The organism is Stenotrophomonas sp. YJH_SMC_135, from assembly GCF_059372355.1.
The window spans coordinates 887,624-907,806 of the sequence record NZ_JCAFVN010000002.1 but is presented as its reverse complement, the minus strand read 5'-3'; the positions used below and the strand labels follow the sequence as shown (position 1 = coordinate 907,806).

Below are 20,183 nucleotides of genomic sequence, written 5' to 3'. Positions count from 1 at the left end.
AACCTAATCACGGTTTTTTTTACTGTCAACAACCCCCGCGAAAAATTTTCACATCCGCGCCTTCCCGGGCGCCGCCGGCGCCACCACTCTGCACGGTCTGCAACGACGGTGGAAGCGGCGCGCACGCACGTTGCCTGCATCGATGCCAATGCAGGCGTTGATCAAAAAACACTTGAAATAAGCACTCCGCGTAGACAGGCGCAGGCAAGGCACAACGGCGTACGCGCATCGTCGGTGGTCACCGGCACCGCCGCCAACGCCAGCACAACGGCGCCGCAACGGGGGGCGAAAAGTTTTCACATTCGAACGCTTCGGCGCGGGGCTGAAACGCGGATTTGCGCAAAACTGCGCACGCCCATCGGCACCGTTCGCCTGTCGGCTGATGCCACGCCGAGGGTGCACAGCGAACCCCGCGTCATGAGCCCGACGCGGTCGCCAAAACAAAAACGGCCACCCGAAGGTGGCCGTTCCAGAATCCGGAAACGACGACTCAGTGGTCGTCGTTCTCCAGGGCTTCGGCGTACGCGTCCGGGTCCAGCAGCTCGTTGACCTCTTCGGCGTTGGTCAGTTCGATCACGAACATCCAGCCTTCGCCGTAGGCATCTTCGTTGATGGTTTCCGGCTTGTCGGACAGGGCCGAGTTGACCTCGACGACCTTGCCGCTGATCGGGCTGTAGACGTCCGAGGCGGCCTTCACCGACTCGACGACGGCGATCTGTTCGCCGGCCTTGGCGTCGGCGCCGACTTCCGGCAGTTCGACGTAGACCAGGTCACCCAGCAGGCCCTGGGCGTGGTCGGAAATACCGACGGTGACGCGGCCATTGCCTTCGACACGGGCCCACTCATGGGACTTGAGGAACTTGAGGTCGCCGGGGATCTCGCTCATGGGACTGCTCCAGAGATATGCAGGGGTGGAAAAAACGGGGCTAGTGTAACCAACCGGCCGCCACTGCTGTCAGTGACGACCGGCACGTTCGGATCAGGCGTCGGCGAGCACGCCGGGCTGGGCCTGGCCTTCGCGCACGAACGGGAACTTGACCACGCGCACCGGCACCTGCCGGCCGCGGATGTCGACGGTGACCTCGCCGAGTTCACCGGCCGGCACGCGGGCGAAGGCGATGCCCTTGGCCAGGGTCGGCGAGAAGGTGCCGGACAGGATCTCGCCCTGGCCGCCAGCGGTGGTCACCGCCTGGCCGTGGCGCAGCACGCCCTTCTCGTCCATCACCAGGCCGATCATCTGGCGCGCGGTGCCGGCGGCCTTCTGCGCCTCCAGCACGTCGCGGCCGATGAAGTCGCGGCCTTCGTCCAGCGACACGGTCCAGGCCAGTGCCGCTTCATACGGGCTGATCTCTTCGTCCATGTCCTGGCCGTACAGGTTCATGCCGGCCTCCAGGCGCAGGGTGTCGCGCGCACCGAGGCCGGCCGGCTTCACGCCTGCCGCCAGCAGGCGGTTCCAGAAGGCGACCACGGCATCCTGCGGCAGCAGGATCTCGAAACCGTCTTCACCGGTGTAGCCGGTGCGGGCGACAAACAACTCGACGCCGTCGTCGGACTGCGCCTGCAGGGCGGCGAAGCGGCCCAGCTTGGTCAGTGCTGCACGGTCGGCTTCGCGGGCCAGGCCGATCACGATGTCGCGCGCCTGCGGGCCCTGCACGGCGAGGATGGCCAGGTCCGGGCGCTGCTCGACGGAAACACCGAACGGTGCCGCCTGCTCACGCAGCCAGGCCAGGTCCTTTTCGCGGGTGGAGGCATTGACCACCATGCGGAAGAAATCGTCGCCCAGGTAGTAGACGATCAGGTCGTCGATGACGCCGCCGCGCGGATTCAGCATGCACGAGTACAGGGCCTTGCCAGTCACCTTCAGTTTGTCGATCGAATTGGCCAGCAGGCGGCGCAGGAACGGCTTGACCTGGTCACCGCGCAGGTCGACCACGGTCATGTGACTGACGTCGAACACGCCGGCTTCGCGACGCACCAGGTGGTGTTCGTCCAGCTGCGAGCCGTAGTGGATGGGCATGTCCCAACCCCCGAAATCGACCATCTTGGCGCCAAGGGCGCGGTGGGTATCGTTGAGCAGCGTCTTCTGGGTCATGACCGGTCCGGCAGCAGAGGAAACAGGAATTCCCATTATCCCAGATCGGTCGCCCGCAGGCGTGCCGCAGCGCAGCGGTTCGTGGAAGCGGAAGCGCGGCCCGCCGCGCCCTTTCCCTTTCGGGCAAGGCAATGGCTGCGCTCCCCGCAACCGCCTGTTACAGGCGCACCCGCCCACGCAGGATGTCGACGAACATCACCCAGTCACCCATGAATGAATACAGCGGATGCCGGAAGGTGGCCGGGCGATTCTTCTCGAAGAAGAAGTGGCCGACCCAGGCGAATCCATAACCGCAGAACAGCGCGGCCAGCAGGAGCGTCGGCTGGCCGCGCAACACGGCAGCCGCAGCCAGCAGCAGCACCCCGCAGCTGCCGATGAAATGCAGGCGCCGCGAGACCGGGTGGCGGTGCTCGCTGAGATAGAACGGATAGAACTCGCGGAAGCTGGCGAAGCGGGACATGCGCGTGCTCCGGGGGCCGTGGTCACTGCCATCATGCGCCTTACCGGGATGCAGCGCTGCGCGCTTGCGGGGCATGGCCCGGCGGCCGTTGTAGAGCCGAGCCATGCTCGGCTGCCTTGGCCTTTGTAGCGCCAAGCTTGCTCGACTGCTCACCGGAGAAGCAGCCGAGCATGGCTCGGCTCTACAAAAGGGTGGGCGCGGTCGAGCCTGGCTCGACGCTACACCGGGGGCGTGCGCGGACCGAACATGATCACCGCCATGCCGGCCAGGCACAGGGCTGCACCGAACAGGTCCGAGCGGCTGGGGCGGATGCCGTCGACCAGCCACAACCAGAACAGCGCGGTGCCGATGTACACGCCACCGTAGGCGGCATAGACCCGTCCACTGGCAGTCGGGTGCAGAGTCAGCAGCCAGGCGAACAGGGCCAGGCTGGCCGCGGCCGGCAGCAGCAACCAGACGCTGCCTCCCTTGCGCAGCCACAACCATGGCAGGTAACAGCCGACGATCTCGGCCAGCGCGGTCAGCAGGAACAGGCCAAGCGTCTTCACGCTTTTTCTGCTGCCTTGGCGTGCTGCCACAGCGCTTCCTGCGCATCCAGGTCCAGTGCCGCCAACGCCTCCCCCTGCGCCTCGGCCTGCGCTTCCATCGCGCGGAAGCGCCGCTCGAACTTGTGGTTGGCCCCGCGCAGTGCGGCGCCCAGATCGATATCGGCGTGCCGGGCCAGGTTGGCGCAGACGAACAGCAGGTCGCCCAGTTCTTCCTGCAGGCGCGCCTTGTTGCCCGCGATATCGCCGCGCTCGAATTCCTCTCGCAGCTCCTGCAGCTCCTCGGCCGCCTTGTCCAGCACAGGCAGCGGGCCCGGCCAGTCGAAACCGACCCTGGCCGCGCGCGACTGGAGCTTCACGGCGCGCTGCCATTCCGGCAGGCCACGCGAGATACCGGCCAGTGCGGAGGTGTCCTGCTCGCCCTTGGCGGCACGCTCGGCGCGCTTGATCGCGTCCCAGTTGCGCATCACTCCGTCGGCATCGTCGATGCTGACATCGGCAAACACATGCGGGTGACGGCGCTGCATCTTGTCGCTGATCGCACGTGCGACATCGGCGAAGGCAAATGCCCCCTGCTCCTCGGCCATGCGTGCGTGGAACACCACCTGCAGCAGCAGGTCGCCGAGCTCGTCGCAGAGATCGTCGAGGTCGCCGCGGTCGATCGCATCGGCCACCTCGTAGGCTTCCTCGATGGTGTACGGGGCAATGGTCGAGAAGTCCTGCTCCAGGTCCCATGGGCAACCTCCCTGCGGGTCGCGCAGGCGCGCCATGATGACCAGCAGGCGTTCCAGTTGATGGCTTGCCTCGCTGCCGGTGGCAGGGGTGTCGTGCGCGCTCATGCGGCCTCCAGGTTCAGTCGGACAACCAGTCGCGCCACGGCAGGCTGGTATCACCAAGGGCAATGAAATCGCCGTTCAACAGCGTTTCGCGGCGGTTGTAACGGAACGGCTTGCCGGTCGCGGCCGACAGCACCGCGCCACCCGCCGCATGCAGCACGCACTGGCCGGCGGCGGTATCCCATTCAGAGGTCGGGCCGAGCCGCGGATAGACATCCAGGCCGCCTTCGGCGATCCGGCAGAATTTCAGCGACGATCCCTGCGCGATGGTCTCGATGCGGCCCATGCGCGCCAGCAGCGCCTCGGTTTCCGGCGAACGGTGCGATCGGCTGGCGGCGACGCGCAGCGGAGCAGTGGCCGGCGTGCGGGTGCGCAGCACGGTGTCGTGCAGACCCTGCCGCCGATAGGCCAGTTCCCCGCGCATGGCATGCCAGACAATGCCGGTGACCGGCGCCAGCACCACGCCGAATGCCGGTGCGCCCTGGTAGATCAAGGCAATGTTGACGCTGAACTCACCGTTCCGCTTGACGAACTCGCGGGTGCCGTCGAGCGGGTCCACCAGCCAGTAGGCGCCCCAGTGGCGGCGCTGCTCCCAGCCCACCTGCGCCGATTCCTCGGACAGGATCGGCAGGTCCGGGGTCAGCTGGCGCAGGCCCAGTTCAATGACCTGGTTGGCGGCCAGGTCAGCTGCGGTGACCGGGCTGTTGTCGTCCTTGATCTGCACGTCGAAGCCATCGGCATACACCTGCATGATGGCCTGTCCGGCTTCCTGGGCGATGGCGATGGCGGTCTCGCGCAGGTCCGTCGTCAGCTTGATCATCGCGTTCCCTGCAGCCACTGGCGGGCAATGAACAGCGCCGCCAGCGAGCGTCCCTCTGAGAAGTCCTCGCGCAGCATCAGCTGGTCCAGTTCGGCCAGCTTCCACGGCACCACTTCCAGCTCCTCCGGCTCGTCGCCGGCCAGTTTTTCCGGGTACAGGTCGCGCGCCACCACCAGCCACGACTGGTGGCTCATGTAGGTCGGGGCCAGGGTCATCGCGCGCAGCACGTCGACCCGGCGCGCACCATAACCGGCCTCTTCCTTCAGTTCGCGGTCGGCCGCCTGCTCGGGCGTCTCGCCGGCATCGATCCGGCCCTTCACCAGCCCCAGTTCGTAACGGTGCATGCCAGCGGCGTATTCACGTACCAGCAGCACGGTCTCGTCGTCGAGCATCGGCACCACCACCACCGCACCGTGCCCACGGCTGACCAGGCGCTCGAAGCGGCGGCGTTCGCCGTTGGAGAACTCCAGGTCCAGGTGCTGGCGCTGGAAGGGGCCGTTCTCCTCATCGGTGATCCGATGGATGATCGGCAAGCGACGGCCGGCACGGTCATCGTTCATGCGGAATCTCCGCGGCGACCGGCGGCTGCGCCGGGGCCGATAGAATGTGCAGGCAGCAACATGTTCATGAGCCCGAAATGCTAGCAGACCCAACCCCCTCCCCGCTGGCCCGCCACTGGCGGCAGCGCGACCTGCAGGTGCTGTGGCACCCGTGCACGCAGATGCGTGAGCATCCGGACACCCTGCCGCTGGTACCGATTGCCCGTGGCGAAGGCGCATGGCTGATCGACCACGACGGCAACCGCTATCTGGACGCGGTCAGCAGCTGGTGGACCAATCTGTTCGGTCATGCCGAACCGCGCATCGGGGGTGCCATCGCTGCCCAGGCCGGGCAGCTGGAACAGGTGATGCTCGCCGGTTTCGGCCACGAGCCGGCGATCACCCTGGCCGAACGCCTGCTGGCACTGGCGCCACGCCAGGCCGGCCGCGAACCGCTGGCCAAGGTGTTCTACGCCGACAACGGGTCCGCCGGCGTGGAAGTGGCGCTGAAGATGGCCTTCCAGTACTTCCAGAACCGCGGAGAGCCCCGGCGCACGCGCTTCATCGCGCTCGAGAACGGCTACCACGGCGAAACCCTGGGCGCGCTGGCGCTGGGTGACATTCCGCTGTACCGCCGCGTCTATGCGCCGCTGCTGGCCGAGGGCCTGTTCGCGCCGTCGCCCGATGCCTACCTGGCCGAACCGGGCCAGAGCGCGGCCGATCGCGCACGGCAGGCGGCCGATGGCCTGGCCACGCTGTTCGACCAGCACCCGGGCGAGGTCTGCGCGGTGATCCTGGAACCGCGCCTGCAGTGTGCCGGCGGCATGCGCATGCATGACCCGGTCTACCTGCAGCGCGTGCGCGAACTGTGCGATGCCCATGGCGCGTTCATGATCGCCGACGAGATCGCCACCGGCTTCGGCCGCACCGGCACCCTGTTCGCCTGCGAGCAGGCCGGGGTGATGCCGGACCTGATGTGCCTGTCCAAGGGCCTGACCGGCGGCTTCCTGCCACTGGCCGCCGTACTGGCGACGCAGGCGCTGTATGACGCCTTCCTCGACGACTCGCGCGAGCGCGCCTTCCTGCATTCGCACAGTTACACCGGCAACCCGCTGGCCTGCGCCGCGGCGCTGGCGACGCTGGACATCTTCCGCGACGACGATGTGATCGCGCGCAACCGGGGCATCGCCTCGGTGATGGGCACGCTGGCGGCACCGTTTGCCGACCACCCGCACGTGGCCGACGTGCGCCAGGCCGGCATGGTGGTGGCGTTCGAGCTGTCGCGCGACGGCAACAAGCGCACGCCGTTCGACCCGGGCCTGCGGCTGGGCCTGCAGGCCTACAAGGCCGCCCTCAAGCGCGGCGTGGTGCTGCGCCCGCTGGGCGACGTGCTGTACTGGATGCCACCCTACTGCGTGGACGACGAACAACTGGAGCTGCTGGCGCACACCACGCTGGCGGCCATCGACGAGGCGATTGCATGCGCGTGACCCGCTGCCCCATCGACCTGGCGCTGCACAGCGGCCAGACCGTGACCCTGCCGGAAGACACCGCCAACCACCTGGTGCGGGTGATGCGCCTGCGCGAAGGCGATACCTGCGTGCTGTTCAACGGCGATGGCCACGACTACAGCGCGACGCTGACCGTGACCGGCAAGCGCGAGGTGCAGGTCCGCATCGACGCCGTGCAGGCCATCGACAACGAATCCCCGCTGGCGATCACCCTGCTGCAGGGCATCGCCCGTGGCGAGAAGATGGACCTGATCCTGCAGAAGGCCACCGAGCTGGGCGTGGTCGCGATCATTCCGGTCAACGCCGAGCGCACCGAGGTGAAGCTGGACGCGGCACGGGCGGAAAAGCGCGTGGCGCACTGGAACAACGTGGTGACCTCGGCCTGCGGCCAGTCCGGGCGCGCGCGCATTCCGCCGGTAGGTTCGCCGCTGTCGCTGGCGCAGGCTGCGGCGGCGCTGCCAGCCGATTCGCTGCGGCTGACCCTGGATCCGCAGGGAGCACATCGCCTGTCGACGCTGGAAGCCGCTCCCGCTGGCGGCATCGTGATTGCAATCGGCCCGGAAGGCGGCTGGTCGCCACGCGACCGCGATCAACTGGCCGCGGCGGGATTCCAGGGGCTGCAACTGGGGCCGCGGATCCTGCGCACGGAAACGGCCGGACTGGCCGCGATCGCGGCGTTGCAGGCGCGGTTGGGCGATCTGGGGTAAGGCTTCGTGGTAGTGCCGGCCGCTGGCCGGCATCCACGGGATCATGAGGTTGCCGGCCAGCGGCCGGCACTACCAGCTACCCGACCGGCGGATTGCCGATCAGGCCGCCAGCGGATGTCGACGCTGGAAGCCGCTCCCGCTGGCGGCATCGTGATTGCAATCGGCAGGATTCCAGGGGCTGCAACTGGGGCCGCGGATCCTGCGCACGGAAACGGCCGGACTGGCCGCGATCGCGGCGTTGCAGGCGCGGTTGGGCGATCTGGGGTAAGGCTGATTCGTGGTAGTGCCGGCCGCTGGCCGGCATCCACGGGATCATGGGGCTGCCGGCCAGCGGCCGGCACTACCGGGAACCCGACCGGCGGATTGCCGATCAGGCCGCCAGCGGATGTCGACGCTGGAAGCCGCTCCCGCTGGCGGCATCGTGATTGCAATCGGCAGGGTTCCAGGGGCTGCAACTGGGGCCGCGGATCCTGCGCACGGAAACGGCCGGACTGGCCGCGATCGCGGCGTTGCAGGCGCGCTTGGGCGATCTGGGGTAAGGCTTCGTGGTAGTACCGGCCGCTGGCCGGCATCCACGGGATCATGAGGTTGCCGGCCAGCGGCCGGCACTACCAGCTACCCGACCGGCGGATTCCCGATCAGGCCGCCAAGGAATCCAGCGCCGCTTCCAGTGCATCCAGGTTCGGCAGCAGCGCACTCTGTTCACCCAGCAGCACGCGCATGTGCACGATCTGCGGCAGGGTTTCTTCGGAGGCGTCGGCCAGCAGGCCGTCGCGCGGCACCGAGATCAGCTGCGGGAAGTTCTGCGTCAGCAGCGCGTAGTACGGGCGCTGCGCGTTGCCGCTGAGGGACTTCAGTACCACCACCTTGTTGTGGCCGGCCACCGTCTCTTCGCCCAGCCCGGAAAGGCGTGCGAACGACACCAGCGGCACCTGCCAGCCGTGCCAGCCGATCTCGCCAACCAGCCAGCGCGGCGCATCGGAGACCGGCTGCACCGGTACGCGCGACATCATTTCGGCCACGGTGGCATTGGGCAGCAGTACGCGCTCGTTGCCGGCCTGGATCAGGACGCCGCGGATTTCGTCGTTGCTGGCGTAGCTCATGGTGCCTCTCCGTTGTCGTCCTGCTCACCCCAGCGCGTGGCAATTGCCTGCGCCAGCTCCTGCGGTTCACCGGCCACCATGCCGGCAGCAACCACGGCGGTGGCCGCAGCCGGGTCGTAGCAGCCCTCGCCTACCTGCCCGGCCACCCACGCACCGGCGGCCGCCAGGTCCAGCGCCGGGCCGACATGGGCCAGGTCGGCACCGCTGAGCAGCACCAGCGCGGTGTGTGCGGCCGGCAATGCAGCGAGCGAAATACCGGTGGCATCGCTCTGGAAATGCAGGCCATCGCTGGCCGCGCGCACGCCGATATCATCAGCCAGCACGTGGACCTCGCCCGGCGCGGCGCGCTGGCCGGCCTCGGCCAGCTGCACCGGCAACGGCGAAACACGCGACATCTGCTTGACCAGGTTGCCGTAGCGGCCACCGTCCAGGCGCATGTGCACTAGGACCGGCACGCTCAACGACGCGGGCAGTGCGCCGAGCAGGCGACGCAACGCATCCGGGCCACCGATGCCGGCCAGCACCAGCAGTGATGCGGCGCGCGCACCGGCCGGGGCGGCGGCATCCAGATCGACCAGGGTCAAATGATCGGTATCGAAGGAGGGCTGCGGCGCGGCGGCCGGCGCCGCCACTTCTGCTGGTGCCGGCGCTTCGATCGATTCCTCGACCAGCGACCAGGCGGTGTGATCGAAGGAGATCGGCGGTGCCGCAGGCGCCGCCGGTTCGGCCGGCGCTTGCGGCGGCGAAGGCGGATCCCGTGGTTCGGGCACGTCCGGCTGCAGTGCCGCCAGGGCCTGCTCCAGCGCGATCGGTTCGTGCAGGTGTGCCGGCGGCGAGTACAGACCGTCGGCCGGAACGTCATCGGCCCAGCTCAGCGCCTGCGCCAGATGCGGCTGCAGGGCTTCTTCCTGCGGTGCCGGCGCGGGCGCCGGATGGCCGGGCTCCAGCTGCAGGCTGGGCTCTTCCTCGGCACCCGGCGGCAACACCTGCTGGTGGCCGTGCAGCTTGGCGGCCAGATGGCGCCCCCAACGCTGCGCCTCCCAGCCGTCGCGGCGCGCGGCCAGCTCGGCCTCATCGAACACCAGGGTCAGCCCCGGTGCCGAGAGCACGGCGTCCAGCCGTTCCAGTGCGTCCTCGATGGCCGTTTCCAGCGCGATCACCACGAACTGCGGATCCGCAGCCTGCAGGACCTGTGGCTCCAGGCCGTTCGGGTCATCTTCCAGGACCAGCTGCACATCTGCGTGCGACAGCGCCTCGCGCAGGCGTTCGCGCGCCGCACCGGGGCGGGCCAGCAGGGCGACGGCCGGGGCCGGATGGGTTTCACTCACGGACACGGGCGATCCCCAGCAGGTCGTACACGTTACGCATCAGGTCCAGTTCCTGGTACGGCTTGCCCAGATAACGCTGGACACCGATCTCGAAGGCGCGCTGGCGGTGCTTGTCGCCGCTGCGCGAGGTGATCATCACGATCGGCACATCCTTGTAGCGCGGGTCGGCGCGCATCGCCGTGGCCAGCTCGTAGCCGTCCATGCGCGGCATCTCGATATCCAGCAGCATCAGGTCCGGCACGCGCTCTTCCAGCCGCTCCAGTGCTTCCACGCCGTCACGGGCAACACTGACTTCGAAGTTGTGGCGTTCCAGGATGCGTCCGGTCACTTTGCGCATGGTCAGCGAGTCATCGACCACCATCACCAGCGGCACCTGGCGTTCGTCGCGCGGTGCATTGGCCAGCACCGGTGCGGTCGGATTGGCGAGGAAACGGCGCACCAGCGGCGCGACGTCCAGGATCACCACCACGCGGCCATCGCCGGTGATGGTGGCACCGTAGATGCCCGGTACCGATGCGATCTGCAGGCCGACCGGCTTGACCACGATTTCGCGGTTGCCCAGCACCTGGTCGATCGCCACGGCAGCGCGCAGGTCACCGGCACGCACCAGCAGCAGCGGCACCTGGTCCTGGCCATCGGCGCGTGCCGGGGCCTGCCCGACCAGGCTGCCGAGGTCATACAGCGGATAGTCTTCGCCGCTGTAGCGGTAGCTGCTGTCGGCGGCCTCGAAGCGTTCGCGTGACAGGCGGCCGATACCACTGACCGAGGCCACCGGCACGGCGAAGGTGGTTTCACCGATCTGCACGAACACCGCCTGGGTGACGGCCAGCGTCTGCGGCAGGCGCAAGGTGAAGCGCACGCCCTGGCCACGCACCGACTGGATGTCGACCGAGCCGCCGAGCTGGCGCACTTCGTTGCGCACCACGTCCATGCCCACGCCACGACCCGCCAGCTGGCTGACCTGGTCGGCGGTGGAGAAACCGGAGGCGAAGATCAGGTTGTCCAGTTCCTGCTCGCTGGGCTGCGCATCGGCGGCCAACAGGCCACGATCGATGGCGCGGCGGCGGATCGCTTCGCGGTCCAGGCCAGCACCGTCATCGGCCACTTCCAGCACGATTTCCGAGCCTTCACGGTGCAGGCGGATGGCGACTTCGCCCTCCTCCGGCTTGCCGGCGGCGCGACGCTGTTCCGGCGCCTCCAGGCCGTGGGCCACGGAGTTGCGCAGCATGTGTTCGAGCGGCGCGACCATGCGATCGAGGACATTGCGGTCCAGTTCGCCGTGGGTGCCCTCCAGGGTCAGGTGCACCTGCTTGCCGGTATCCATTCCGGACTGGCGGACCACGCGGCGCAGGCGCGGCACCAGGCCATCGAACGGCACCATGCGCGCGCGCATCAGGCCATCCTGCAGCTCGGAGCTGACGCGCGACTGCTGTTGCAGCAACGAATCGTACTGGCGTGACAGATCGTCGAGCACGCCCTGCAGGCCCCCGAGATCGGCCGCCGACTCGTTCAGTGCACGGCTGAGCTGCTGCAGCGTGGAGAAGCGGTCCAGTTCCAGCGGATCGAACTTCTGATCGGCCTGGTCCTGCTCACGCTGGTAGCGGGCGACGATCTGCGCCTCGGTTTCCAGGTCGAGTCGGCGCAGCTGGTCGCGCAGTCGCGCATTGGTGCGCTCCAGCTCGCCCATCGCGCCGCGGAAGGCACCAAGCTGCTGTTCCAGGCGCGAGCGGTAGATCGCCACTTCACCGGCATGGTTGACCAGGCGGTCGAGCAGATCCGCGCGCACGCGCACCTGTTCCTGCTGCGGGCGCGCCAGCGGATCTTCATCGATCACGCCTTCGGCCGGCAGCGGTGCCGACAACGGCGCATCGAGCAGCGCCGGCGCCGGGCCGGCGACCGTTGCCGACGCGGTTTCTGCAACGCTCGCCACGTCCGCTGCGCCTGCGGCAGCCGCTGCTGCTGCGGCAATATCGGTGGTGGTACGCACTTCGAACGCATCGACCAGCTCCTGCGCCGGTTCCACCACGCGGTGGTTACCGGTGCGGGTCAGCAGCTGGTGCAGGCGATCGAATCCGCGCTCCAGCAACTGCACATCGCGGCGTTCGATCTCGGTGCGACCGGCGGCGACCGCCTCCAGCAACGATTCGATGCTGTGGCCGAGATCACCGATGGCGTTGATGCCGGCCATGCGTGCGCCACCCTTCAGGGTGTGCAGGTCACGCTGCAGGCCGGCCAGCACCTCGCGGTCCTGCGGTGCATCACGCAGCTCGCTGATCAGGCCATCGCAGTGGTCGAGCAGGTCCTTGCCTTCCTCGACGAAGATGTCGACCAGCTCGCGATCGTAGACGCTGAAGTCGAGCGTATCGGTGCTGTCTTCCGGCACCGGCATGGCAAGGATGTCAGGTGTCACGGCTTCAAGCACGTCGGCTTCGGGCGCGCTGGCTGCCACGGCATCCGATACCGCAACCGCATCGACATCGGCAGCTTCGGCGTGGACCTCCGCCTGGCCCGGCGCGTCTTCCAGTTCGAAGAAGCGAACCGGTTCGGCGGTGGCCTGCGCTGCGGCCTCCGCGATCTCCTCATTCACCGTCGCCGGGGACGGCTGATCGGCGCTCTCTCCTTCACCGATCGCCGCCTCCCCGCCGACGTCCGCATCCTCGGCAAAGGCTTCCGCCTCGCCCGGCGCGAGTTCGCTGGCCTGCAGGCCGAGCACGGGCCATTGCCCGTCGTCGGCCAGGGGCTGCTCTTCGTCGATCACGTGCAGGCCGGCCTCGAGCGCGGCTTCCAGCGAGACCGGTTCTGCAAACCCCGGCGCAGCCATTTCATCCTGCAGGCTCGACAGCTCGCTGTCGAGTGGCAGTGCAGCAGGCATTTCGAACGCCGTGGCATCAGCGACGTGCGCGTGATCGGCCGAGGGCGCATTCAGGTCAGATGCGACGGCTTCGACAGCGGCCGGAGTCTCTTCGGCGTCGCGGTCGTCAACCGGCAGCGCACTGGCATCCAGGTACGGCGACAGATCATCCACGACGGTCAAACCGGCATCGTCGGACAACCGCAGCACGCCTTCGGCCTCCGCCTCGACACCGGCTACGGCAACGGCTGGAACGTCGTCGGCCACCTGGATCGATTCGACCACCGGCAGCGACGCATCCTCCTCACCCGGTACGGACGGCCATCCGGCATCGAAGTAGCGCGAAAGATCATCGCTGGCCGTCAGCTCACCGACCTCCAGCCCGGCCTCGATCGCCACGTCGGCGACCGGGGCTTCGGCAGTATCGGCACGTGCTTCCGCGTCCTGCTCCGGTGCGGCAAACGAATGCGGCACCGCATCGGATTCAAGCGCGACGGCTGTCGATGCATCCGCGTCCAGTTCCACCGGCGGTTCGTCATCCAGCGCCAGATCGTCTTCTTCGTCTTCCAGGCCCACCATCGGCCAGCGCGCTTCCGGCAACGCGCCAGCCAGCGCCTGCAGGCGCTGCGCGAGTACCTGTTGCGGCGCGATGCGCGGCTGTTCGGCCTGCAACGCTTCCATGGTGGCGGTGATCGCCTGCGCAGTCGCATCCAGGGCGGCTACGCCTTCATCACCCGGGACCACCTCGGCGGCCAGTGCGCGCTTGATGTAGGACTCCGCGCCGCCGGTCACCGCCGTGATCTCGGGCACTTCGGTCATCGCGAAGGCGCCGTTCATGGTGTGCACCGCGCGCAGCAGTGCATCGCTGACCGGTTGCGGCGCCTGCTGCGCCGAACGCAGCCAGTCCTGCAGGGTGGCCTGGTGGACTTCCACCTCGGCCTCGAGAATCTCGCGCAGCACGCTGTCGATGTTGGCCGGCGTACCGGCCACTTCGGCCTCCACGTCGGTATCGGCCGGCGCCGAGGCGGCAGCCTCCACATCGAGAATGCGGCTGATCTCGTCTTCGCCGTCAGCTTCAGCAACCGGTACAACCGGCGCAGCCGCACCCGGCAGCGGTACGTAGTAGGTTTCCTCGCCTGCGCCGACACGATCGGCAATGGCCTGCATGGCCTGCAGGTCGACGCTGATGCGCTGGCCGTGGCGCAGCGCTGCGTTCAGCTGTGGCAGCGCCGCATGTGCGTTGTCGACCATCGCCAGCACCGCCGGCGAGGCGGCGCGGCTGCCATCCAGCACGCGGTTGAGCATGCCTTCGATCTTCCACGCGAACTCGCCCAGCGTACGTGCGCCAACCAGGCGGCCACTGCCCTTGAGGGTATGGAAGATGCGGCGGATCGGGCGCAGCCGGTCCATGTTGTCCGGCTGCATGCGCCACGCCGGCAGCAGCGTGCCCAGATTGGCGAGCTCGTCGTCGAACTCTTCCAGGAACACCTCGCGGATGTCCTCGTCGATGTTCTCGGCGTCGTCGTCGAAGCCGGCGTCGAAGCCCGTAGTCGCGTCGGCATTGGCGTCGGCGCCGGTCGCAACGACCGCCTCCGGTGCCGTCGCGGTGGGCATCGCCTGCGGATTGAAGCCGGCAGCGGCTGCACTCAGCTCGGCGAAGAACTGGGCATCGGCTTCGCTGAAATCGATCGGCGCGATGGTGTCGATATCGATCACCGACACGGCCGGCGCCGACGTTTCCGCTGCCGGGGCGGGCGCTTCGATCGACGGCGGCGTGATCGACGATGCCGGCAGGTCATCCGGAGCCTCGTCCACCCTGACCTCCGCCGCAGGCGATGCATCGGCCAGCGGCGGCGCCACGGCATCGACGATCTCCAGCGACGGATGCAACCCGGGGTCATCGTCCAGCGACAACGTTTCCATCGCATGCAGCGACAGCACGTCGTCAGCGTTGTCCAATGCATCGGCGTCGAAGCGGAACACCACGTCGTCGGCCTCGGCAACCGCGCCCTGTTCGGCCGCTACCGGATCGAACACCGGCGCAGCATCGAATCCGGTTACGGGCGAAACCATGCTGTCCGTCGTCTCGTCGATCGCAGGCGCTGCGCTTTCCTCGAGCACCTGCGGCGCCTCGGACAGCGACCACTGCGGTGCATCGGCGTGATCGCTGTCGGCCAGTTCGAAGCTGACGGGATCGAAACTGGCGAACGTCGGCGCGCGTTCGTCGCCGGCGGGCGCGGCCGCCTCGGCTTCGGGGTAGAACGGCGCCAGCTCCCACTGCGGGACATCAGGCGCAGGTGCGCTGGATGCGGCGAAGACCAGCGATGCCTCGGCATCATCCTGTGTTGGCAGCGGCGAGGCGCCAGCATCCAACGGGCTGGCGGCCACGACGCCCGCGGTGCCCAGCGCGCCGAACATCAGGCTGTTGTCGGGCACCCTCGGTGCCGGTGTGGCCGGCGGCGGATCGAAGGTGAAGTCCGGCAGCGATACCGGCACGTCGCCGGCCGCGGGCGCAGCAGGCTGCACCGGTACCTCGATGCGCTCGGGCTGCAGCGGCTCGACCTGCACCGGCAGCGGCTCACGTTCGATCGCAAGCGCTGCCGGCGCTTCCGGTGCGGCGGCGTTGCGTTCGGGCAGCGGCCAGTAGCGCAGTGCCTCGAGGCTGCTGCGGGTGATTTCGAGGATGTCTTCGCGGCCCGGGCGACGATCGCGCAGGGCTTCCAGGTAGTACTCCAGGCTGGCCATGGCATCGGCCAGGGTGTCCAGCTGGCGGCCGCTGGGCACGCGCTGGCGGCCGATCAGCTCGGCCTCGATGTACTGCTGCACGCCACGCAGGTAATCGGCGGCGGTACCCAGGTCGAGCATGCGCAGCGCGCCGGACACATCGCCCAGCAGGCGCGGTACATCCTGCAGCTCGGCATGGTTCCAGCTGGTTTCGATGAAGGCGACGAAATGCTCGCGGGCGGCAGCGAAGTTGGCGATGGCTTCATGGGCCAGCACTTCCACCGTGCGCCGGTTCTCCACCGCGCTCGGATCGTCCTCGCCACTGCCGCCGGCGCCCAGATGGGCAACCTGGTCGTCCAGCGAGGCATCGACGTACAGCAGCGCACCGGCGATATCCAGCAGCAGGTTCTCGTCGATCTGCTGGCGCCCCTCGACCACGCCACGCAGCGCGTCGCGCTGCTGCACGACCACGCCGCGGGCCACGCCCAGGCCCATCATGCCCAGCGTGTCGGCCACGGCGCCCAGTTCGTTGGCCTGGGTCTGCAGCTGTTCCGGTGCACCGCCGGTGCGCAGGTGCAGGTCAAGCGCATCCTTGATGCGCAGCAGTTCTTCCTTCACTGCGCTGCCGACGGTATCGAGCAGCTCGCGGTTGCGCCCGCTCAGGCTGCCCCGGGCATGGTCCAGTTCGGCCTCGGTGGCGGTGATGCTGTCCGGCGCAAAGGCCAGCAGCACGCTGTCGTTGACGCCTTCTTCGCCACGCGACGCGCGGATCTCGTTGAGCAGCGGCATCAGCACGATCGGAATGTCGCGATGGCCGTTCTGCAGGCGCTCCAGATAGTCCGGCAGCAGCACGCTGCCACGCATCAGGGTCGCACAGGCTTCATCCCGGTCGGCCACCTGGCCGGCGCCGATGGCATTGGCCAGCTGCTCCAGCTCTTCGGCCACCATCGCCGGGGCATACAGTTCAACCATGCGCAGGGTGCCCTGCACCTGGTGCAGGTAGCCGGCGCAGATGCGCATGCGGCTGGCATCACTCGGGTCTTCCGCGTAGTACTCGACCTCGTTGCGCACCTGGCGCAGGGTCTCGTCCAGCTCGGGCTTGACCCAGCCCAGCGCTGCGTGGCTCATCGCATCGCGCAGACTGCTCATGGACGCGCTCCGTTCGCCGCCGCGCGATGGCCGCGCGGATTCTGGCGTGGGGAATGGAAATGCTTCATCGACTGGTTCCTTGCTCGCCGCCCTGCCCGCGTCACGCCGGCAGCTTGAAGTCGGCGACCGACCGGCGCAGGTCCGCCGCCAGCTGCGCGAGGTGGCCGATCGACTCTGCGGTCTGCCCGGCACCCTGCGAGGTCTGGCCGGTGATCTGCCGGATCACGCCCATGGTGCGGGTGATGTCCGAGGCCGCGGCCGACTGCTGCTGGGCGGCGATGGAGATGTTCTTGATGAGGGTATTGAGGGCGTTGGACACGCGCTCGATCTCGGTCAGCGCGGTACCGGCGTCCTCGGCCAGGCGCGCACCGGACACCACTTCGGCCGTGGTCTGCTCCATCGAGGTGACCGCTTCGTTGGTATCGGCCTGAATGGCCTGGACCAGGTTTTCGATGCGTCGGGTCGCACCCGAGGTACGTTCTGCCAGGCGCTGCACTTCGTCGGCCACGACCGCGAAACCGCGGCCCGCTTCACCCGCCGACGCCGCCTGCACCGCCGCGTTCAGCGCCAGGATGTTGGTCTGCTCGGAAATGTCATTGATCAGTTCCACGATCGAGCCGATTTCCTGCGACGACTCGCCCAGGCGCTTGATGCGCTTGGAGGTTTCCTGGATCTGGTCGCGGATCTGGTCCATGCCCTGGATGGTCTCGCGCACCACGCCGGCACCTTCGGCGGCGATCACCACCGAGCGCTGTGCCACGTCGGCCGACTCGGCCGAGTTGCGCGACACCTGCTCGATGCTCGCTGCGATTTCGCCGATGCGGTCCGAGGCGGAGGTGATCTGGTTGGCCTGGTGGCCCGCCGCCTCTGCCAGCTGCATCGCGGTGGCCTGGGTTTCCTGGGTGGACATCGCGACCTTGGCCGAGGTGTCGTTGATGGTGGTCACCAGGTGGCGCAGCTCGTCCACCGCATAGTTGATCGCGTCGGCGATCGCGCCGGTCATGTCCTCGGTCACCGAGGCCTTCACCGTCAGGTCACCCTCACCGAGCGAGGAGATTTCGTCCAGCAGCCGCATGATCGCCTGCTGGTTGCGGCTGTTGAATTCCACCTGGGTCTGGTAACGCAGTTCCTGCTCGCGCGAGCGGCTGCGCACGTTGGTGGAGACGAAGCCGATGATCGCGATCAGCGACAGCGCGCCGGACACCACGCCGATCCAGAAGTTGGGGAACAGGCGGGTGTCGGACACCGAGCCGAACGAGGAGAACGCATCGAACAGCTTGCGGCTGTCGTCCAGCATGTGGGCCGAGCCCTGGCCCAGCGCGGTCGCCGCCGACTGCGCCGCGAACAGCTGGCGCGAGCTGGCCAGGATCGCGTCGGCGTCCTGCTTCATCGCTTCCCACTTCTGCTGCGACTGCTCCAGTGCGGCCACGGCGGCAGCACCGCGCACGGCGGTGATGCCCAGTTCCTCGTTGCCGTTGCGCAGGCCGTCGAGCACCTGCGAGAACACGGTGATGTCGCGCGCCAGCGCATCCCCGGAGGTCGCTGCGGCGCTGCCACCGGCACGCATTTCGGTCACACGACGGGCCATCGAACCGGCCACCACGACCTGCTGCAGTGCGCTGTACACCTGCGACGAGGGGGCGCCGGAGGCGGACATCGCGCGCACCAGCTCGTTCAGCTGGGCCTGCAGGCCCGGTACCGCGCCGGTGAAGTTGTTGGCATTGCCGGCCAGCGCCAGCACCGCCGGCTCGCTGGCCACCAGCTGCCCGGCCTGCTTGCCCAGCGGCGCCCAGGTTTCGCCCAGGGTGGCGATGGCGCCGGACACGCCCGGCTCCTTGCCATAGCGGCCCTGCAGCGTCGACACGTTCTGTTCGATCGCGTTGCGGGTGGCCTTGAAGGCGGTGAAGGCCTGGGCGTTGCCGCCGACCGCGTCACGTCCCTGGTTGGCCAGCTGCTGCGACAGCACCTGCAGGTCGGCGGCCTTGGAGCCGGCGTCGGCAAGGCGGCTGCCCTGCCAGGTGGCGACGCCGGTGTTGACGCCGAACAGGATCATCGATGCCAGCAGCAGGAACAGCCAGAGGTTGCTGCCGCCCAGCCGCAGCTTGCCGGTCTTGGTGGCGTCCGAAGCAGTACTCATCGTTCAACCTCGATCTTCAATGCAGGGGGCGATGCCCGGCCTCAGGCCGCGGCTTGCCGGAATTCAGGGGTGCGCGACAGCAGCGAGAGCGAGAACACGCCCCAGTCATGGCCGTCGGCATGGAAGGCACGGTCAACGAAATGGCCGTAGCGGCCTTCGGCCAACGTGCCCGCGTCGATCTGCTGGTCCAGCTCGAAGCTGCGCTGGCCGAACAGTTCATCGATGGTCAGTGCGACGTCGCCGCCAGCCTGGCGCATGATCAGCACGCGCTGGCCTTCCTGCTGCACGGTGCGCGTGCCTTCCAGGAAGTACTTCAGGTCGACCACCGGGAACAGGTTGCCACGCAGGTTGCCCACGCCCAGCAGCCAGGGCTGCGCGCAGGGCACCGGGGTCACCGGCGGCATCGGCACGATTTCCACCACTTCGCGGAAATCGGACACCAGCCGGCGCTGGCCGACGCGGTAACCGACGCCACGCCACAGGTCCTGGGCGAACTGCCGCCCGGGCAGCTGCACTGCATGGGCCAGGCTGCGTCGTTCGTAGGCTTCAAGGATGTCGAAGGGCGAGCGCATCAGGCCACCAGTTCGTTGATCCGCGCGATCAGTTCATCCTCGCGCGGCGGCTTGACGATGTAATCGGCTGCGCCCTGGCGCAGGCCCCAGGCCTTGTCGGTCTCCATCGCCTTGGTGCTGACGATGATCACCGGGATGTGCTTGATCGCCGCATCGCGGGCCATCGCCCGGGTGGCCTGGAACCCGCTCATGCCGGGCAGGACCACGTCCATCAGCACCAGCTGCGGCACCTGGTCGCGGACCAGCTGCAGGCCATCCTCGGCGTTGTCCGCTTCCAGCACCTCGTGGCCGGCACGGCGCAGCCACTGGGTGAACACCGCGCGGTCGGTCGGTGAATCCTCGATCAGGACGATACGAGCCATTGTGCCTTTCCCCCCTGGTCAGGCGTTGACGTATGTGCGGATGGCACCCAGCAGTTCTTCGCGCGTGAAAGGCTTGGTCAGGTATTGCTCCGAGCCGACGATGCGCCCCCGCGCCTTGTCGAACAGACCATCCTTGGACGACAGCATGATCACCGGGGTCGCCTTGAACAGCTGGTTGCCCTTGATCAGCGCACAGGTCTGGTAGCCATCCAGGCGCGGCATCATGATGTCGACGAAGATGATCTGCGGCTGCTGGTCTGCGATCTTGGCAAGCGCTTCGAAGCCGTCGGTGGCGGTGACCACCTCGCAGCCTTCGCGCTTGAGCAGCGTTTCCGCAGTCCTGCGGATGGTCTTCGAATCATCGATGACCATCACCCGGAGTCCTGCGAGTTCCCCGCCCGCAGTCGTGTTTTCAGTCATTGCCTATCCCCAAGCGCACGGCCCAAT

Annotated in this window: 16 protein-coding genes and 2 pseudogenes; 4 read left to right on the top strand and 14 right to left on the bottom strand. The window is 68.1% G+C overall.

Annotated features, from left to right (window positions below; all coding sequences use genetic code 11):
* Window positions 1-490 precede the first annotated feature (490 nt).
* The 7 genes from gcvH to nudE form a co-directional block, all read right to left on the bottom strand.
* Window positions 491-886: a glycine cleavage system protein GcvH gene (gcvH, locus tag AC5P98_RS10630; RefSeq protein WP_014648082.1), complete on the bottom strand. Its 396-nt coding sequence runs from the start codon at window positions 884-886 to the stop codon at window positions 491-493.
* A gap of 93 nt (window positions 887-979) precedes the next feature.
* A complete protein-coding gene (gene gcvT / locus AC5P98_RS10625; protein WP_014648083.1) occupies window positions 980-2,092 on the bottom strand; it encodes a glycine cleavage system aminomethyltransferase GcvT in 1,113 nt (370 codons plus the stop codon).
* A 157-nt stretch (window positions 2,093-2,249) separates the two neighbouring features.
* Entirely contained in the window at window positions 2,250-2,552 is a 303-nt protein-coding gene (locus AC5P98_RS10620; protein ID WP_014648084.1) for an Mpo1-like protein, read from the bottom strand.
* 218 nt (window positions 2,553-2,770) lie between these two features.
* A complete protein-coding gene (locus AC5P98_RS10615) occupies window positions 2,771-3,100 on the bottom strand; it encodes a YnfA family protein (RefSeq protein ID WP_495230002.1) in 330 nt (109 codons plus the stop codon).
* Window positions 3,097-3,936, bottom strand: coding sequence for a nucleoside triphosphate pyrophosphohydrolase (mazG, locus tag AC5P98_RS10610; protein ID WP_049405608.1), 840 nt, complete (start codon window positions 3,934-3,936; stop codon window positions 3,097-3,099). The genes AC5P98_RS10615 and mazG overlap by 4 nt, the downstream gene beginning before the upstream one ends.
* 13 nt (window positions 3,937-3,949) lie before the next feature.
* Window positions 3,950-4,753 carry a 3'(2'),5'-bisphosphate nucleotidase CysQ gene (gene cysQ, locus AC5P98_RS10605; protein ID WP_014038179.1) on the bottom strand — a complete coding sequence of 268 codons (804 nt, stop codon included), beginning with the start codon at window positions 4,751-4,753 and terminating at the stop codon, window positions 3,950-3,952.
* On the bottom strand, window positions 4,750-5,313 hold the full coding sequence (nudE, locus tag AC5P98_RS10600; RefSeq protein WP_005418435.1) for an ADP compounds hydrolase NudE: 564 nt from the start codon (window positions 5,311-5,313) through the stop codon (window positions 4,750-4,752). Before nudE ends, cysQ begins: the two co-directional genes overlap by 4 nt.
* A gap of 77 nt (window positions 5,314-5,390) precedes the next feature.
* Here nudE and bioA point away from each other — a divergent pair, with 77 nt between their 5' ends.
* The 4 genes and pseudogenes from bioA to AC5P98_RS10580 all read left to right on the top strand — a co-directional run.
* Window positions 5,391-6,782, top strand: a complete 1,392-nt coding sequence (gene bioA, locus AC5P98_RS10595; RefSeq protein WP_032959099.1) for an adenosylmethionine--8-amino-7-oxononanoate transaminase — start codon at window positions 5,391-5,393, stop codon at window positions 6,780-6,782.
* The gene (locus AC5P98_RS10590) at window positions 6,773-7,510 is read left to right on the top strand and encodes a 16S rRNA (uracil(1498)-N(3))-methyltransferase (protein WP_053451536.1); all 738 of its coding nucleotides are present in this window, start codon (window positions 6,773-6,775) and stop codon (window positions 7,508-7,510) included. The genes bioA and AC5P98_RS10590 overlap by 10 nt, the downstream gene beginning before the upstream one ends.
* A gap of 154 nt (window positions 7,511-7,664) precedes the next feature.
* A pseudogene (locus tag AC5P98_RS10585) lies at window positions 7,665-7,778 on the top strand (16S rRNA (uracil(1498)-N(3))-methyltransferase); the annotation flags it as partial.
* Between the two features lie 157 nt (window positions 7,779-7,935).
* Window positions 7,936-8,049 (top strand): annotated as a pseudogene (locus AC5P98_RS10580) (16S rRNA (uracil(1498)-N(3))-methyltransferase); the annotation flags it as partial.
* Window positions 8,050-8,148: 99 nt separating this feature from the next.
* Here AC5P98_RS10580 and AC5P98_RS10575 read toward each other — a convergent pair.
* The 7 genes from AC5P98_RS10575 to pilG all read right to left on the bottom strand — a co-directional run bounded on the left by AC5P98_RS10575 (window position 8,149) and on the right by pilG (window position 20,156).
* Window positions 8,149-8,613, bottom strand: coding sequence for a chemotaxis protein CheW (locus AC5P98_RS10575; RefSeq protein WP_014648089.1), 465 nt, complete (start codon window positions 8,611-8,613; stop codon window positions 8,149-8,151).
* Window positions 8,610-9,947 (bottom strand): chemotaxis protein CheB, encoded by a 1,338-nt coding sequence (locus tag AC5P98_RS10570; RefSeq protein WP_049408188.1) that lies wholly within the window; start codon window positions 9,945-9,947, stop codon window positions 8,610-8,612. Before AC5P98_RS10570 ends, AC5P98_RS10575 begins: the two co-directional genes overlap by 4 nt.
* On the bottom strand, window positions 9,934-16,665 hold the full coding sequence (locus AC5P98_RS10565; protein WP_099476114.1) for an Hpt domain-containing protein: 6,732 nt from the start codon (window positions 16,663-16,665) through the stop codon (window positions 9,934-9,936). The genes AC5P98_RS10570 and AC5P98_RS10565 overlap by 14 nt, the downstream gene beginning before the upstream one ends.
* A gap of 100 nt (window positions 16,666-16,765) precedes the next feature.
* A complete protein-coding gene (locus AC5P98_RS10560) occupies window positions 16,766-18,802 on the bottom strand; it encodes a methyl-accepting chemotaxis protein (protein WP_014038185.1) in 2,037 nt (678 codons plus the stop codon).
* Window positions 18,803-18,843: 41 nt separating this feature from the next.
* Window positions 18,844-19,374, bottom strand: coding sequence for a chemotaxis protein CheW (locus AC5P98_RS10555; RefSeq protein ID WP_014648092.1), 531 nt, complete (start codon window positions 19,372-19,374; stop codon window positions 18,844-18,846).
* Window positions 19,374-19,736: a response regulator gene (locus tag AC5P98_RS10550; protein WP_005410717.1), complete on the bottom strand. Its 363-nt coding sequence runs from the start codon at window positions 19,734-19,736 to the stop codon at window positions 19,374-19,376. Before AC5P98_RS10550 ends, AC5P98_RS10555 begins: the two co-directional genes overlap by 1 nt.
* A gap of 18 nt (window positions 19,737-19,754) precedes the next feature.
* The gene (gene pilG / locus AC5P98_RS10545; protein ID WP_005418455.1) at window positions 19,755-20,156 is read right to left on the bottom strand and encodes a twitching motility response regulator PilG; all 402 of its coding nucleotides are present in this window, start codon (window positions 20,154-20,156) and stop codon (window positions 19,755-19,757) included.
* Between the last annotated feature and the right edge of the window lie 27 nt (window positions 20,157-20,183).